The organism is Streptomyces mexicanus, assembly GCF_902506575.1.
GTDB lineage: Bacteria > Actinomycetota > Actinomycetes > Streptomycetales > Streptomycetaceae > Streptomyces > Streptomyces mexicanus.
The window spans coordinates 4020040-4035610 of the sequence record NZ_LR732544.1; the positions used below are offsets into that span (position 1 = coordinate 4020040).

13 protein-coding genes and 1 pseudogene are annotated in these 15571 nt (G+C 73.4%); 11 read left to right on the forward strand and 3 right to left on the reverse strand.

Annotation, left to right across the window (positions count from 1 at the left end):
• Positions 1–256: 256 nt before the first annotated feature.
• A pseudogene (locus tag GV126_RS18000) lies at positions 257–892 on the forward strand (HTTM domain-containing protein); the annotation flags it as partial.
• Positions 889–1641, forward strand: a complete 753-nt coding sequence (locus GV126_RS18005; protein WP_159667854.1) for a TrmH family RNA methyltransferase — start codon at positions 889–891, stop codon at positions 1639–1641. The pseudogene GV126_RS18000 and the gene GV126_RS18005, both read left to right, overlap by 4 nt.
• 76 nt (positions 1642–1717) lie before the next feature.
• Here GV126_RS18005 and paaN read toward each other — a convergent pair whose 3' ends face one another.
• Positions 1718–3409 carry a phenylacetic acid degradation protein PaaN gene (gene paaN, locus GV126_RS18010; RefSeq protein WP_159667857.1) on the reverse strand — a complete coding sequence of 564 codons (1692 nt, stop codon included), beginning with the start codon at positions 3407–3409 and terminating at the stop codon, positions 1718–1720.
• A 206-nt stretch (positions 3410–3615) separates the two neighbouring features.
• On the opposite strand from paaN, the gene GV126_RS18015 reads away from it, so the two are divergent.
• Positions 3616–5130: a 3-hydroxyacyl-CoA dehydrogenase gene (locus tag GV126_RS18015; RefSeq protein WP_159667860.1), complete on the forward strand. Its 1515-nt coding sequence runs from the start codon at positions 3616–3618 to the stop codon at positions 5128–5130.
• Positions 5127–5717, forward strand: coding sequence for a TetR/AcrR family transcriptional regulator (locus tag GV126_RS18020; protein WP_159667863.1), 591 nt, complete (start codon positions 5127–5129; stop codon positions 5715–5717). Before GV126_RS18015 ends, GV126_RS18020 begins: the two co-directional genes overlap by 4 nt.
• Positions 5718–5887: 170 nt before the next feature.
• Here GV126_RS18020 and GV126_RS18025 read toward each other — a convergent pair whose 3' ends face one another.
• A complete protein-coding gene (locus GV126_RS18025; RefSeq protein ID WP_159673865.1) occupies positions 5888–6370 on the reverse strand; it encodes an Lrp/AsnC family transcriptional regulator in 483 nt (160 codons plus the stop codon).
• Between the two features lie 190 nt (positions 6371–6560).
• Between GV126_RS18025 and pdhA the strand changes: the two genes are divergently transcribed.
• From pdhA to GV126_RS18060, 7 genes are all read left to right on the forward strand, one after another.
• Positions 6561–7700: a pyruvate dehydrogenase (acetyl-transferring) E1 component subunit alpha gene (pdhA, locus tag GV126_RS18030; protein WP_159667866.1), complete on the forward strand. Its 1140-nt coding sequence runs from the start codon at positions 6561–6563 to the stop codon at positions 7698–7700.
• Positions 7697–8701 carry an alpha-ketoacid dehydrogenase subunit beta gene (locus tag GV126_RS18035; protein WP_159667869.1) on the forward strand — a complete coding sequence of 335 codons (1005 nt, stop codon included), beginning with the start codon at positions 7697–7699 and terminating at the stop codon, positions 8699–8701. Before pdhA ends, GV126_RS18035 begins: the two co-directional genes overlap by 4 nt.
• Positions 8701–10185 carry a dihydrolipoamide acetyltransferase family protein gene (locus GV126_RS18040; RefSeq protein WP_159667872.1) on the forward strand — a complete coding sequence of 495 codons (1485 nt, stop codon included), beginning with the start codon at positions 8701–8703 and terminating at the stop codon, positions 10183–10185. Before GV126_RS18035 ends, GV126_RS18040 begins: the two co-directional genes overlap by 1 nt.
• Before the next feature lie 70 nt (positions 10186–10255).
• Entirely contained in the window at positions 10256–11224 is a 969-nt protein-coding gene (locus GV126_RS18045) for an NTP transferase domain-containing protein (protein ID WP_159667875.1), read from the forward strand.
• Positions 11221–12588, forward strand: coding sequence for a molybdopterin molybdotransferase MoeA (locus GV126_RS18050; RefSeq protein ID WP_159667878.1), 1368 nt, complete (start codon positions 11221–11223; stop codon positions 12586–12588). The genes GV126_RS18045 and GV126_RS18050 overlap by 4 nt, the downstream gene beginning before the upstream one ends.
• Entirely contained in the window at positions 12585–13682 is a 1098-nt protein-coding gene (locus tag GV126_RS18055) for a potassium channel family protein (protein WP_159667881.1), read from the forward strand. The genes GV126_RS18050 and GV126_RS18055 overlap by 4 nt, the downstream gene beginning before the upstream one ends.
• Positions 13683–13773: 91 nt before the next feature.
• Positions 13774–14754: an NAD(P)H-quinone oxidoreductase gene (locus GV126_RS18060; RefSeq protein ID WP_159667884.1), complete on the forward strand. Its 981-nt coding sequence runs from the start codon at positions 13774–13776 to the stop codon at positions 14752–14754.
• 119 nt (positions 14755–14873) lie between these two features.
• Here GV126_RS18060 and GV126_RS18065 read toward each other — a convergent pair whose 3' ends face one another.
• Positions 14874–15302 (reverse strand): hypothetical protein, encoded by a 429-nt coding sequence (locus tag GV126_RS18065; protein ID WP_159667887.1) that lies wholly within the window; start codon positions 15300–15302, stop codon positions 14874–14876.
• Between the last annotated feature and the right edge of the window lie 269 nt (positions 15303–15571).

The window sequence follows — 15571 nt, forward strand, 5'->3', positions numbered from 1 at the left end:
AAGGATGTTGTATGTGCGGGGGATTAGGATAACAAGGTTGAGGTGGCTGAGGGGCAGTGGGAGCGGTATGAGCCTGAGGATGTTTCTAAGGCGGAGCACCTTTGGGAAGGCTGCACATGAAGGAAGGAAACGTAGGAGGGTTATTTTAAAGAACGCGGACTTTTTTTCTTTTTTTTTTTTTTTTTTTTTTTTCAAGCAGAAGACGGCATACGAGATTTCTGCCTGTCTCGTGGGCTCGGAGATGTGTATAAGAGACAGGGTACAGGGCGAGTGGCTGGTGCCCGCGATCCTGTGGACGGTCTGGGCGGGCCAGGGGCTGTTCTGGGCCGTGGGGCGGCGCGCGCGGTGGGCGCAACCGCGGGCGTTGCTGGATGTCGTCGGCACCATCGTGCACAACGGCGCCATGTTCGTGATCATGGCTGAGGCGTGTCTGATCTATGCGACGGCCGGCTGGTACAAGATCCAGGGGTCGCGCTGGCAGGACGGCACGGCCGTGTACTACCCGCTGCACCTGGACTACTTCTCGCCCTGGCCGGCGCTGGCCGACCTGCTGTCCGCCAACGGCACGCTGATGGCGGTCATCACCTACGGGACGGTGATCGCGCAGGTCGCCTTCCCGTTCACGCTGTTCAACCGACGGGTCAAGAACGTCCTGCTGGTGGCCATGATGACCGAGCACGCGGTGATCGCGGTGGTCCTGGGGCTGCCGTTCTTCTCCTTGGCGATGATCGCCGCGGACTCGGTGTTCCTGCCGACGTCCTTCCTGCGGCGGATCGGCGGGTGGGCCACGCGCGCGCGTGCCCGCCTGACGCGGCGCGGGTCCCGCCCCGAGGCGGAGGGCAAGCACTCCGGGCGGGACGGTGAGCCGGCGCGCGTAGGCTTCCCGGCATGACCGACCCGCTCCGTTCCTGGCCCCGGCTCGCCGGTACCTGCGTGCTGCTCGACGGCTTCCACGCCCTGAAGCACGCGGTGCGCTTCGGGGCGGAGGTGCCGGTGGCGGTCACCGCCGACCGGCAGGCGGCGCTCGCCCTCGCCGACGAGCTGGCGCCGGACGTGCGGGAGCGGCTCGACGCCCTGCTGACCGAGGTCGCCGAGGAGACGTACAGGGCCCTGGTGCCGCGGCCGCATCCCACCGCCGTGGCGGCCCTGGCCGTGCGGCCGAGCCGCCGGGACAACCTGCGGGCACTGGAGCGCGTGCCCCGTCGTGCGCCCGTCGTCGTCCTGGACCAGCCGCGCAACCTGGGCAACGCGGGCGCGGTGGTCCGGCTGGCCGCCGGATTCGGGGCGACGGGGGTGGTCACCACCGGCACCCTCGATCCCTGGCATCCCACGGTGGTGCGCGGCGGGGCGGGGCTGCACTTCGCGACCGTCGTGGAGCGACTGACCGTGGAGGAGCTTCCGCGCGGGCCGCTGTTCGCGCTCGATCCGGAGGGCGAGGACATCCGCGGGGTCAAGCTGCCCGACGACGCCGTGCTGGCCTTCGGATCGGAGCGCAGCGGCCTGTCGGCGCAGCTGCGCTCGCGCACCGACCACCTGCTGGCCCTGCCGATGCGCCCCCAGGTCTCCAGCTACAACCTGGCCACCAGCGTGGCCATGACGCTGTACCACTGGAGTGCCACCGGGGGCGCACCCGCCTCGTGAGGCGCCGTGCAACGGGACTTGATCAACGGGTCTTGATCCTGGTCCTGCCCCTGCCCCTGGCCCTGGCCCGGAAGGGCTACGCCTCGCGGCGGACCTCCACCACCCGGAAGCGGCCGGCCACGAACGCGCCGTCGGTGAGGGTGGCGTTGGCCGCCGGGTTGCCGCCGGAGCCGTGGAAGTCGGAGAAGGCGGCCGTCTGGTTGACGTACACCCCGCCGGTGAGGTTGAGCGAGAGCTGGGCGGCCTCCTCCAGGCACACCTCCTCGACCTTGCGCTCCACCTCCGCGTCGGTCGTGTAGGCGCCGACCGTCATCGCGCCCTTCTCGCGGACGGTGCGCCGCAGCAGCTCCACCGCGGCGTCGACGGAGTCGACGGCGACGGCGAAGGAGACCGGCCCGAAGCACTCGCTCATGTAGGCGGCCTCCGCGTCGGGCTTGGAGCCGTCCAGTTTCACGATCACCGGCGTGCGCACGACGGCCTGCGGGAAGTCGGGGTTGGTGATCTCGCGGGAGGCGAGAGCGACCTCGCCGAGGGAGGCCGCGGCTTCCAGGCGGGCCTTGACGTCCGGGTTGACGATCGCGCCGAGCAGGGCGTTCGCGCGCGCGTCGTCACCGAGCAGGGCGTCGACCGCCTGGGCGAGGTCGGCGGTGACCTCGTCGAACGTCTTGGGGCCGGCGTCGGTGCGGATGCCGTCCCGGGGGATCAGCAGGTTCTGCGGGGTGGTGCACATCTGGCCGCTGTACAGCGACAGGGAGAAGGCCAGATTGGCGAGCATCCCCTGGTAGTGGTCGGTGGACTCCACGATCACCGTGTTGACGCCGGCCTTCTCCGTGAAGACCTGGGCCTGGCGGGCATGGGTCTCCAGCCAGTCGCCGAAGGCGGTGGAGCCCGTGTAGTCGATGATCCTGATCTCGGGGCGGGTGGCGAGCGCCTTGGCGATGCCCTCGCCCGGGCGCTCGGCGGTCAGCGCCACCAGATTCGGGTCGAAGCCGGCCTCGGCGAGCACCTCGCGGGCGGTCTTCACCGTGAGGGCCAGCGGCAGCACCGCACGCGGGTGCGGCTTGACCAGCACCGCGTTGCCGGTGGCGAGGGAGGCGAACAGGCCCGGGTAGCCGTTCCACGTCGGGAAGGTGTTGCAGCCGATGACCAGGCCGATGCCGCGCGGGACCGGCGTGAACCGCTTGGTGAGCGCGAGCGGGTCGCGCTTGCCCTGCGGCTTGGTCCACTCGGCGGTCTCCGGGGTGCGCACCTGCTCCGCGTACGCGTACGCCACCGCTTCCAGGCCGCGGTCCTGGGCGTGCGGGCCGCCCGCCTGGAACGCCATCATGAACGCCTGGCCGGAGGTGTGCATCACCGCGTGCGCGAACTCGTGCGTCCGGTCGCTGATCCGCTTGAGGATCTCCAGGCAGACCATGGCGCGGACCTCCGCGCCCGCGTCGCGCCAGGCGGGCCGGCCGGCCTTCATGGCGGGCAGCAGCACGTCGGGGTCCGCGTGCGGGTACTCCACGCCCAGCTCGATGCCGTAGGGCGAGACCTCGCCGCCCACCCAGCCGTCGGTGCCGGGCTGGCCGAGGTCCAGGCGGGTGCCCAGCAGGGCGTCGAAGGCCGCCTTGCCGGCGGCCGCGTCCAGGCTGCCGTGTTCCCCGTAGGCCTTGGGGTGCTCGGGGTGGGGCGACCAGTACGCGCGCGTGCGGATCGCCTCCAGCGCCTGGTCCAGGGTGGGCCGGTGCCGGGTGATCAGCTCGTGCGCGGTGAGTGCGGCGGCCATGCGGGACCAACTCCTCGTCGTCGAAAGCTCCTCGTCGAGCTCGTGACCTGGCGGAAAGACCTGGCGGAAACATGGGCAGGAACAGCCGGTCAGAGTTAGAGTAACCGAACGATCGGTCGGGGCAAGGGCTTCGGCGCGTCTGTGGAAAGCCGGGCCAGGGGGGTCCGCCGCAGCTGTGGAAAACGCCGTGCGGGAGGATCGCGCTCATGACAGCACTCGACCTCAGCAGCCCCGTGGCCGTCGTCGGCACCGGCACCATGGGCCAGGGCATCGCCCAGGTCGCGCTGGTCGCGGGCCACTCCGTACGGCTCTACGACGCCGTTCCCGGCCGGGCCCGCGAGGCGGCCGACGCGATCGGTGCCCGGCTCGACCGGCTCGTGGCCAAGGACCGGCTCAGCGGCGCCGACCGGGACGCCGCCCGGGCCCGGCTCGAGCCCGTCGACAGCCTCACCGCACTCGCGGACTGCGCCCTGGTCGTCGAGGCCGTCCTGGAGCGGCTGGACGTCAAGCAGGAGCTGCTGCGCGAGCTGGAGGACATCGTCGCCGACGACTGCCTGCTCGCCACCAACACCTCCTCCCTGTCGGTGACCGCCATCGGCGGCGCGCTGCGCGTCCCGGGCCGCTTCGTCGGCCTGCACTTCTTCAACCCGGCCCCGCTGATGCCGCTGGTGGAGGTCGTCTCCGGGTTCGCCACCGACGTCACGTCGGCCACGCGCGCGTACGAGACGGCCCGCGCCTGGGGCAAGACCCCGGTCGCCTGCGCCGACACCCCCGGCTTCATCGTCAACCGCATCGCGCGCCCCTTCTACGCCGAGGCCTTCGCCGTCTACGAGGCCCAGGCCGCCGACCCCGCCACCATCGACGCCGTGCTGCGCGAGTCCGGCGGTTTCCGGATGGGCGCCTTCGAACTGACCGACCTGATCGGCCAGGACGTCAACGAGGCGGTGACGCACTCGGTGTGGCAGTCCTTCTTCCAGGACGTCCGCTTCACGCCGTCGCTCGCCCAGCGCCGGCTGGTCGAGTCCGGCCGGCTCGGCCGCAAGAGCGGTCGCGGCTGGTACGACTACACGGAGGGCGCCGAGCGTCCCGAGCCGCACACCGCCGAGAAGGCACAGCCCCCCACGCACGTGGTGGCCGAGGGCGACCTCGGGCCCGCCGGCGAGCTGCTCGCCATGATCCGCGAGGCGGGCATCGCCGTCCGCGAGGAGGACGAGGACAACGGCACCCGCTTGGTGCTGCCCAGCGGTGGCCATCTGGTGCTCGCCGACGGCCAGACCTCCGTGGAGTTCCGCGACGTCGTCTACTTCGACCTGGCGCTGGACTACCGCCGGGCCACCCGCATCGCCCTGTCCGCCTCCCAGGACACCTCCCCGCAGGCCCTGGCGGAGGCCACCGGCCTGTTCCAGGCACTCGGCAAGGACGTCAGCGTCATCGGAGACGTCCCGGGGATGATCGTCGCCCGCACGGTCGCCCGCATCGTCGACCTGGCGTACGACGCCGTGGCCAAGGGCGTGGCCACCGAGGAGGACATCGACACCGCGATGCGGCTGGGCGTCAACTACCCGCTCGGCCCGTTCGAATGGAGCCGCCGGCTCGGCCGTACCTGGGCCTACGGCCTGCTGGACGACCTGCACCTGCGGGAGCCCTCGGGCCGCTGTGCCCCGTCCCTGGCGCTGTACCGCCACGCGAACGCCACCGACAAGCGGGAGGCCACCCCATGACCACCGCCAAGCGCGACACGTACACCCCCGAGACGCTGCTGTCCGTGGCGGTGCGCGTCTTCAACGAGCGCGGATACGACGGCACCTCCATGGAGCACCTGTCGAAGGCCGCCGGTATCTCCAAGTCCTCGATCTACCACCACGTCGCCGGCAAGGAGGAGTTGCTGCGCCGCGCCGTCAGCCGGGCGCTGGACGGGCTCTTCGGGATCCTCGACGAGGAGCACGCGCGCGTGGGCCGCGCCGCCGAGCGCCTGGAGTACGTCGTGCGGCGCATGGTCGAGGTGCTCATCGCCGAACTGCCCTATGTGACCCTGCTGCTGCGGGTGCGGGGCAACACCGTGACCGAGCGGTGGGCGCTGGAGCGGCGGCGGGAGTTCGACCACCGGGTGGCCGAGCTGCTGAAGGCGGCGGCCGCGGACGGTGACGTGCGCGGTGACGTGGAGGTGCGGCTGGCGACCCGGCTCGTCTTCGGGATGATCAACTCGATCGTGGAGTGGTACCGGCCGGACGGACGCGGCATGGGCGAGCGGGAGGTGGCCGACGCCGTGGCGCGGCTGGTGTTCGGCGGGCTGCGCAAGGGCGGCTGAGGCTTGGGAAAGGACAGCCGAGGGCTCCGCGGGGGCGGCTGAGGGCTGCGCGGGGACGGCCGGCCGAGGCGCTGACGCGCGGCTGAACGAGAGGGCAGGGAGGCCGCCGGGGGCCCGAGCCGGCAGGGAGGCCGCAGGGGCGCGAAGCCCTGGGCGCCGCCCGCGCCGGATCACATCTGCGGATCCACGTCCTCCTCCTCGAACACCAGCAGGGTGCGCGTGCCGAGGACCTCGGGGATCGCCTGCAGCCGGGTGAGCACCACCTCGCGCAGCGCCCGGTTGTCCGGCGTGTGCACCAGGAGCAGGACGTCGAAGTCGCCGCCCACCAGGGCGATGTGGGAGGCGCCGGGGAGCCTGCGCAACTGCTCGCGCACCGTGCGCCAGGAGTTCTGCACGATCTTCAGCGTGATGTACGCCGATGTGCCCTGCCCGGCGCGTTCGTGGTCGACGCGCGCCCCGAAGCCGCGGATGACGCCGTCCTCGACGAGGCGGTTGATCCGGGCGTAGGCGTTGGCGCGCGAGACGTGCACTCGTTCGGCGACCGACCGTATCGAGGCGCGGCCGTCCGTCTGGAGCATCCGGAGGATGTCGTGATCGACGGCGTCCAGCGGGCGCGGCGGCGGCAGGGCGGCGTCGTCCGGGTCCTCAGCCATTTGTTCAGGTGCCATGTTCCCCCACCTCCCTACCATGGACGTACTGCGTCCATCCCACGCAGTGGAGAACCGTTTGTCCACAGCCTGGGGCCGCCTGTAGCCAAATTGTGCCGGCGACCGAACAATCGGTAGGTGAGGCGGGTCACAGCCGACGCGCCTCCCGTAGCCGCTCCCACGAGGAGGTGCCGTCATGACGGTCATGGAGCAGCGGGGTGCCTACCGGCCATCGCCGCCGCCCGCCTGGCAGCCCCGCACGGACCCCGCGCCGCTGCTGCCCGACCCGGAGCCCTACCGCGTCCTGGGCACACCGGCGGCGGCGCAGGCCGACCCGGAGCTGCTGCGCCGTCTGTACGTGCAGCTGGTCCGCGGCCGCCGGTACAACACGCAGGCCACCGCCCTGACCAAGCAGGGCCGGCTGGCCGTCTACCCCTCCAGCACCGGCCAGGAGGCCTGCGAGGTGGCCGCCGCGCTCGCCCTCCAGGAGCGCGACTGGCTCTTCCCCAGCTACCGCGACACGCTCGCCGTCGTGGCCCGCGGCGTGGACCCCGTCGAGGCCCTCACCCTGTTGCGCGGCGACTGGCACACCGGCTACGACCCCTACGCCCACCGCGTCGCCCCCCTGTCCACGCCGCTGGCCACCCAGCTGCCGCACGCCGTCGGACTCGCCCACGCCGCCCGCCTCAAGGGCGACGACGTGGTGGCGCTCGCCCTGGTCGGCGACGGCGGCACCAGCGAGGGCGACTTCCACGAGGCGCTGAACTTCGCCGCCGTCCAGCAGGCCCCGGTGGTCTTCCTGGTGCAGAACAACGGCTTCGCCATCTCCGTCCCGCTCGCCAAGCAGACCGCGGCGCCCTCACTGGCCCACAAGGCCGTCGGATACGGCATGCCGGGCCGCCTGGTGGACGGCAACGACGCCGCCGCCGTGCACCAGGTGCTCACCGAGGCCGTGCGGCACGCGCGCGCGGGAGGCGGCCCGACCCTGGTCGAGGCGGTGACGTACCGCATCGACGCGCACACCAACGCCGACGACGCCACCCGCTACCGCGCCGACGCCGAGGTCGAGGCCTGGCGCGGCCACGACCCGGTCCACCTGCTGGAACGGGAGCTGACCGAGCGGGGGCTGATCGACGAGGCGGGCATCGCCGCGGTCCGTGAGGACGCCGAGACGATGGCCGCGCGGCTGCGTGAACGCATGCACGAGGACCCGGCGCTCGACCCCATGGACCTGTTCGCCCACGTCTACGCCGAGCCCACACCGCAACTGCGGGAGCAGCAGGACCTGCTCCGGGCCGAGCTGGAGGCCGAGGCGGAGCAGGAGGCGGCCCGATGACCACCGTCGCGCTCAAGCCGGCCACCCTGGCCCAGGCCCTCACGCGCGCGCTGCGCGACGCCCTGGCCGACGACCCCACGGTGCACATCATGGGTGAGGACGTCGGCACGCTCGGCGGTGTCTTCCGCGTCACCGACGGCCTGGCCAAGGAGTTCGGCGAGGACCGCTGCACCGACACACCGCTGGCGGAGGCCGGCATCCTCGGCACCGCCGTCGGCATGGCCATGTACGGCCTGCGCCCCGTCGTCGAGATGCAGTTCGACGCGTTCGCCTACCCGGCGTTCGAACAGCTCGTCAGCCATGTCGCGAAGATGCGCAACCGCACGCGCGGAAAGATGCCGCTGCCGCTGACCATCCGTATCCCCTACGGCGGCGGCATCGGCGGCGTCGAGCACCACAGCGACTCCTCCGAGGCCTACTACATGGCGACGCCGGGCCTGCACGTCGTCACGCCCGCGACCGTCGCCGACGCCTACGGGCTGCTGCGCGCCGCCATCGCCTCCGACGACCCGGTCGTCTTCCTCGAACCCAAGCGGCTGTACTGGTCGAAGGACACCTGGAACCCCGATGAGCCGCCGGCCGTGGAACCCATAGGACGCGCGGTGGTGCGGCGCACCGGCCGCAGCGCCACGCTCATCACCTACGGCCCGTCCCTGCCGGTCTGCCTCGAAGCCGCCGAGGCCGCCCGCGCCGAGGGCTGGGACCTGGAGGTCGTCGACCTGCGCTCGCTGGTGCCGTTCGACGACGACACGGTGTGCGCGTCGGTCCGGCGCACCGGCCGCGCGGTCGTCGTGCACGAGTCGGGCTCCTTCGGCGGCCCGGGCGGGGAGATCGCCGCCCGGGTGACCGAACGCTGCTTCCACTACCTGGAGGCGCCGGTGCTGCGCGTGGCCGGGTTCGACATCCCCTATCCGCCGCCGATGCTGGAGCGGCACCACCTGCCCGGCGTCGACCGGATCCTGGACGCGGTGGCGCGTCTGCAGTGGGAGGCCGACAACTGATGGCACAGGTGCTGGAGTTCAAGCTGCCCGACCTCGGGGAGGGCCTCACCGAGGCGGAGATCGTCCGCTGGCTGGTCGAGGTGGGCGACGTCGTCACCGTCGACCAGCCCGTCGTCGAGGTGGAGACGGCCAAGGCGACGGTCGAGGTCCCCTGCCCCTACGGCGGTGTGGTCACCGCCCGCTTCGGCGAGGAGGGCACCGAACTGCCCGTGGGCGCCCCGCTGCTGACGGTCGCGGTGGGCGAGCCGTCCGCGGCGCCCGGACCGGCCGCCGCGGACCGGGCGGCCGACACCTCCGGCAACGTCCTGGTCGGCTACGGCACAGGCGCGCCCACGGCCCGCCGCCGCCGGGTACGGCCGGCACCGGCCGGATCTCGCGGGCGTGCGGCGACGGACGCGGCAGGCGCCGGTACATCCGCCCCCGCGACGAACGCGGCAGGGATCAGCAGGTCCGCCCCGGCGACGGACGCGGCAGGCGCCGGTCCGTCCGCCCCCGCGGCCGACGGACCCGTGCCCGTGATCTCCCCGCTCGTGCGCCGGCTGGCCCGGGAGAACGGCGTGGACCTGCGACGGCTGGCGGGCTCCGGCCCCGAGGGACTGATCCTGCGCGCGGACGTCGAGAACGCGCTGCGGGCCGGGGCGGCACCGGTCGGAGCGGACGGAACGCCGTCCCCCGCCGTCCAAGCCGGCACGTGGACCGGTGCCACCGGCACACCGACCGCTGCCGCCGGGACTCCTCCCACCACGGCCACTGCTCCTGCCCCGACCACCGAGCCCGCCCCGGCGGCCCCCGCACCCGGCAGGCGCATCCCCCTCCGGGGAGTCCGTGGCGCCGTCGCCGACAAGCTGTCCCGGAGCCGGGCCGAGATCCCGGACGCGACGTGCTGGGTGGACGCCGACGCGACGGAGCTGATGCGCACCCGGGCGGCCATGAACGCGGCCGGCGGGCCGAAGATCTCCCTGCTCGCCCTCCTGGCCCGGATCTGCACCGCCGCGCTCGCCCGCTACCCGCAGCTCAACGCGACCGTCGACGCACAGGCCCGCGAAGTGGTCCTGCTCGACCGCGTGCACCTGGGCTTCGCCGCCCAGACCGACCGCGGGCTGGTCGTCCCCGTCGTCCGGGACGCGCACGCGCGCGACGCCGAGTCGCTGACCGCCGAGTTCGCCCGGCTCACCGAGGCGGCCCGGGCCGGAACCCTGACGCCCGCGGAACTCACCGGCGGCACCTTCACGCTCAACAACTACGGCGTGTTCGGCGTCGACGGCTCCACACCGATCATCAACCACCCCGAGGCCGCCATGCTGGGCGTCGGCCGTATCGTCCCCAAGCCGTGGGTGCACGAGGGCGAACTGGCCGTGCGGCAGGTCGTGCAGCTCTCGCTCACCTTCGACCACCGGGTGTGCGACGGCGGTACGGCGGGCGGATTCCTCCGGTACGTGGCGGACTGCGTGGAACAGCCGGCGGTGCTGCTGCGCACCCTGTGAGCGCGCACGCGGTGAGGAAGAGTTTCCGCCCGCGTTCCCTGTGATCGCGGGTGGGCCGCATACTCGGGGGATGACCGCCCACGAGCCCCCCGGCCCGCCCGGCGCTCCGGCCCTCGACGTGGCAGCCCCGGGCGGCGGCCGCGCGCCCGCCCCGGCGTACGACGCCGTCGTTCTCGCCGGTGGCGCCGCCCGGCGGCTCGGCGGCGCGGACAAGCCCGCGGTGCGGGTCGGCGGCCGGACGCTGCTCGACCGGGTGCTCGGCGCCTGTGCCGGGGCGCGCACCACCGTGGTGGTGGCCGCGCCCCGGCCCACCGCGCGCCCCGTCCGGTGGGTGCGCGAGGAACCGCCCGGAGGCGGCCCGGTCGCCGCGCTCGACGCGGGCCTGCGCCATGCCACGGCGGAGCACGTCGTCGTCCTCTCCGCCGACCTGCCCTTCCTCGCCCCGGCCACCGTGCGGCGGGTGCTGGACGAGCTGCGCGCCGGCCGCGCCGACGGGGTGCTGCTCACCGACGCCGACGGCCGTGACCAGCCGCTCGTGGCGGCCTACCGCACGCGCGCGCTGCGCGACGCGCTGGCCGCGCTCGCCCAGGAACACGGCGCCCTGACCGGGCTGCCGCTGCGCCGGCTGACCGCCGCGCTGGACCTCACTCGCGTCCCCGACCACGTCGCGTCGTTCGACTGCGACACCTGGGACGACATCGCCGCCGCCAGGGCACGCATCAGGGAGCATGGTCACGTGTTGGATGAATGGATCTCCGCAGTCAAGGACGAGCTGGGCATCGACCTGGACGTCGACACCGGCGTGCTGCTCGATCTGGCCCGCGACGCCGCTCACGGCGTGGCCCGGCCCGCGGCGCCCCTGACCACCTTCCTCGTCGGTTACGCGGCCGCGCGCGGCGAGGGCGGCCCGCAGGCCGTCGCCGAGGCCGCCCGCAAGGCCGCCGCCCTCGCACTGCGCTGGGCGCAGGAGGAGACTGCCGAGGACAAGCCCGACGTGGCTCCGGATGCCACGCCCGACACCCGCCCGGACGCCGGATGACCGCCCGCGGTGTGGACACCGGCCAGGACGCCGAGGACCTGGACGTCGAGGAGGCGCTCGCGCTCGTGAAGGAACCCGGCCGCGGCCCCGTCCCGGCCTCCTCCCTGGGCGGGCGCACCGGCCACGAGGCCGCGCACTCCGCGGACGCCCACCACCGGGCCACCCCCTGGGACCGCGCCCGTGAGGTCGCCGCCGGGGCCGCCCGCGCCGCCCGTGCCGCCGCCGGTCGCGCGCCCGTCTCGGTGCCCTTGGAGGCGGCGCTCGGCCTGGTGCTGGCCGAGCCGCTGCTCGCCCTCACCGACCTGCCCTCCTTCGACACCTCCGCGATGGACGGCTGGGCGGTGGCCGGCCCCGGCCCCTGGGACGTGCGCGACGAGGGCGCGCTCGCCGGGCACGAGCGGCCCGCGCCGCTCACCGACGGCGAGGCGGTGCGGATCGCGACCGGTGCCCGCATCCCGCAGGACACCACGGCCGTCCTGCGCTCCGAGCACGGCCGCACCGACGCCAAGGGCATGCTGTACGCCACCCGCGAGGTGGGACACGGCCAGGACATCCGGCCGCGCGGGCAGGAGTGCCGCACCGGGGAACAGCTGCTGTCCGTGGGCACCCTGGTCACCCCGGCGGTGCTGGGCCTGGCCGCGGCCGCCGGGTACGACACGCTGACCGCGGTGCCCCGGCCCCGCGTGGAGGTCCTGGTGCTCGGCGACGAACTGCTCACCGAGGGCCTGCCGCACGACGGGCGCATCCGGGACGCGCTCGGCCCGATGCTGCCGCCGTGGCTGCGCGCGCTGGGCGCCGAGGTGATCCGCGTACGCCGGATCGGTGACGACGCCAAGGCCCTGCAGCAGGCCGTCACCCGGTCCGCAGCGGAGCTGATCGTGACCACCGGGGGGACCGCCGCCGGCCCCGTCGACCACGTCCATCCGATCCTGAGCCGTATCGGTGCCGAGCTGCTGGTCGACGGCGTCAAGGTGCGCCCCGGCCATCCGATGCTGCTGGCCCGCACCGGCGAGCACCAGCTCCTGGTCGGGTTGCCCGGCAACCCGCTCGCGGCCGTCTCCGGCCTGCTCACCCTGGCCGAGCCGGTGCTGCGTACGCTCGCCGCGCGCCCGGCCCCGGAGCCGTACACGCTGCCGCTGCAGGGCGCGGTGCACGGGCACCCGTACGACACCCGGCTCGTCCCCGTCGTGCTGCGCGGCGACCACGCCGTCCCGCTGCGCTACAACGGCCCCGCCATGCTGCGCGGTGTCGCCGCGGCCGATGCCCTGGCCGTCGTGCCGCCGGGTGGTGCCCGCCCCGGTCAGGAGGCCGAGCTGCTGGATCTGCCCTGGGCCGCCGCCGGAATCGGGGTGTGTTTCACGTGAAACTTCCGGGCCATGACGCGATCGCCCGCCAGGCGGACGAACATCTCGTGACCCACCGGGTGAAACTCCCGAGAAAAGCGGTGGAGCGCCCCATACGCCAGGTCGGCAAGCGGCTCGCCATGGCCCTGCTGGTCCTGGTCGTGACCGTGGTGATCGTCTATGCCGACCACGACGGCTACCACGACAACGCCGACTCCTCCGTCGATCTCCTCGACGCGGCGTACTACGCCACGGTGACCCTGTCGACCACCGGGTACGGCGACATCACGCCGGTCAGCGACAGTGCGCGCCTCACCAACATCCTCGTCATCACGCCGCTGCGTGTGCTGTTCCTGATCATCCTCGTCGGCACCACGCTCGAAGTCCTCACCGAACGCACCCGGGAGGATTGGCGCCTGAGCCGCTGGAGGTCCACCTTGCGCGATCACACCGTCGTCGTCGGATTCGGCACGAAGGGCAGGTCGGCGATCCAGACCGTCTGTGCGACGGGCCTGAAGAAGCAGCAGGTCGTCGTGGTCGATCCCAGTACGAAGGTGATCGACGCGGCCACGGCCGAGGGGTACGCCGGGGTGATAGGGGACGCCACCCGCAGCGAGGTGCTCAAGCGGGCGGAGGTGCAGCGGGCCCGGCAGATCATCATCGCCACCCAGCGCGACGACACGGCGGTGCTGGTCGCGCTCACCGCCCGGCAGCTCAACCGGCAGGCCAAGATCGTCGCGGCTGTGCGGGAGGAGGAGAACGCGCCGCTGCTCAAGCAGTCCGGCGCCGACGCGGTGATCACCAGCGCGAGCGCGGCCGGACGCCTGCTGGGACTGTCCGTGCTCAGCCCGGCCGCGGGCATGGTCATGGAGGACCTCATCCAGCAGGGCAGCGGCCTGGACCTGGTCGAACGGCCCGTGACCAAGGCGGAGGCGGGCAGAAGCCCGCGCGAGATCGACGACCTCGTGGTCAGCGTGGTCCGTGGCCACCGGGTCCTCGGCTACGACGATCCGTCCGTCGCCCCGCTGCGGTTGACGGACCGTCTGATCACGATCGTCCGTGCCACACCGGCCACCCGGGTGACCCCGGACACCCGGCCGCTGCCCCAGGACTGACATCCGCACGGACATCCACGCAGAGCATCCCGGGCCGGTGCGCGTGCCGTGCACCGCGGCCCGGAACACGGTGAGGAGTAGCGTCGGCTCCATGCATGCGATCACGATTTCCGAACCCGGCGGTCCCGAGGCGCTGGCCTGGGAAGAGGTGCCCGATCCGGTACCCGGTGACGGCGAGGTGCTGGTCGAGGTGGCGGCCGCCGCCGTCAACCGCGCCGACATCATGCAGCGGCAGGGCTACTACGACCCGCCGCCCGGCGCCTCGCACTACCCCGGTCTGGAGTGCTCCGGGCGGATCGCCGCGCTCGGCCCGGGCGTGTCCGGCTGGGCGGTCGGCGACGAGGTGTGTGCGCTGCTGGCGGGCGGCGGCTACGCCGAGAAGGTCGCCGTCCCGGCCGGCCAGCTGCTGCCCGTGCCCCGGGGCCTGGACCTCAAGCAGGCCGCGGCGCTGCCCGAGGTGGTCTGCACCGTCTGGTCGAACGTCTTCATGGTCGCCCATCTCCGCCCCGGCGAGACCCTGCTCGTGCACGGCGGCTCCAGCGGCATCGGCACCATGGCCATCCAGCTCGCCAAGGCCGTCGGCGCGAAGGTCGCCGTCACGGCGGGCACCAAGGAGAAGCTCGACCGCTGCGCCGAACTGGGCGCCGACATCCTGATCAACTACCGCGAGCAGGACTTCGTCGAGGAGATCGCGCGGGCCACGGACGGCGCCGGTGCCGATGTGATCCTCGACAACATGGGTGCCAAGTACCTGGACCGCAACGTGCGCGCCCTCGCCGTCAACGGCCGGCTCGCGATCATCGGCATGCAGGGCGGCACGAAGGGCGAGCTGAACATCGGCACCCTGCTCGCCAAGCGGGGCGCGGTCAGCGCGACCTCGCTGCGCGCGCGCCCGCTCGACGAGAAGGCGGCCATCGTCGCGGCCGTCCGCGAGCACGTCTGGCCGCTGATCGCCGACGGACATGTGCGGCCGATCATCGACCGGGAGATCCCGATGAGCGACGCCGCGGCGGCCCACCGCGTCGTGGAGGAGAGCACACACATCGGCAAGGTGCTGCTCGTGGTCCCCTGATCACTGCGCTCGGAAAGCCGGAACCCGGGGAGGTGGTCCTCTGATCACTTCGCCGGGAAGCCGGAACCGGTGGAGGTGGTCCCCTGATCGCTTCGCTCGGAAAAGCAGGAGCGGGAAACCTAGGACCTGCGCATCCGCAGGGCGACGAAGACCAGGCCCAGGCCGAGCCCGATGAGCACCAGGCCGCCGCCCAGCGGCAGGAGCTGGACGACGGGGCCGGACGCGGGATCCCGCGCCGCGGACGTGCCCGGGGACTCGGACGACGGACGAGCGGCGGCCTCGGACGGCGCCGAGGGGTCCGGTGCGGGCGGGGAGCCGGTCGGGGAACCGTTCCCCGCGTCGGCGTCCGGGCCGTCAGGACGGTTCCCGTGCTCGTCCGGTCCGGTGTCGTCGTCCTCCCCGTGCCCGTCCGGGCGGTGCGGCCGACCCGGCCGGTGCCGTCCCTCGCCGTGCAGGCGCCCGGCCCGCGAGGGATCGGCGGTGGGCGGCGAGGGGGAGGAAGGGCCGGCGGAGGGAGCGGCCCCGGAGGCCCCCGCCTCCGGCGCCACCTCCGCTGCTCCGGCCTGCGAGATTCCGGTGCCCGCGCCTCGGCCTGCGGAAGACTCGGCCCCCGGGGGCACGGCATCCGAGGACCCGGCGCCCGACCATGCTGCCGACGACCCGGCGCCTGGGGAGCCGGTCCCCTCGGGCGCGGCGGGTGCGTGGGACGGGGACGCGTGGGAGCCCGCGGCCGAGGGGGACGAGGGGGAGGCCGCGGGCGTCGTCGCGGCGTCGTGCCCCGCGGCCCAGGCGGAGGAGGACGGCCTGGCCGCGGCGC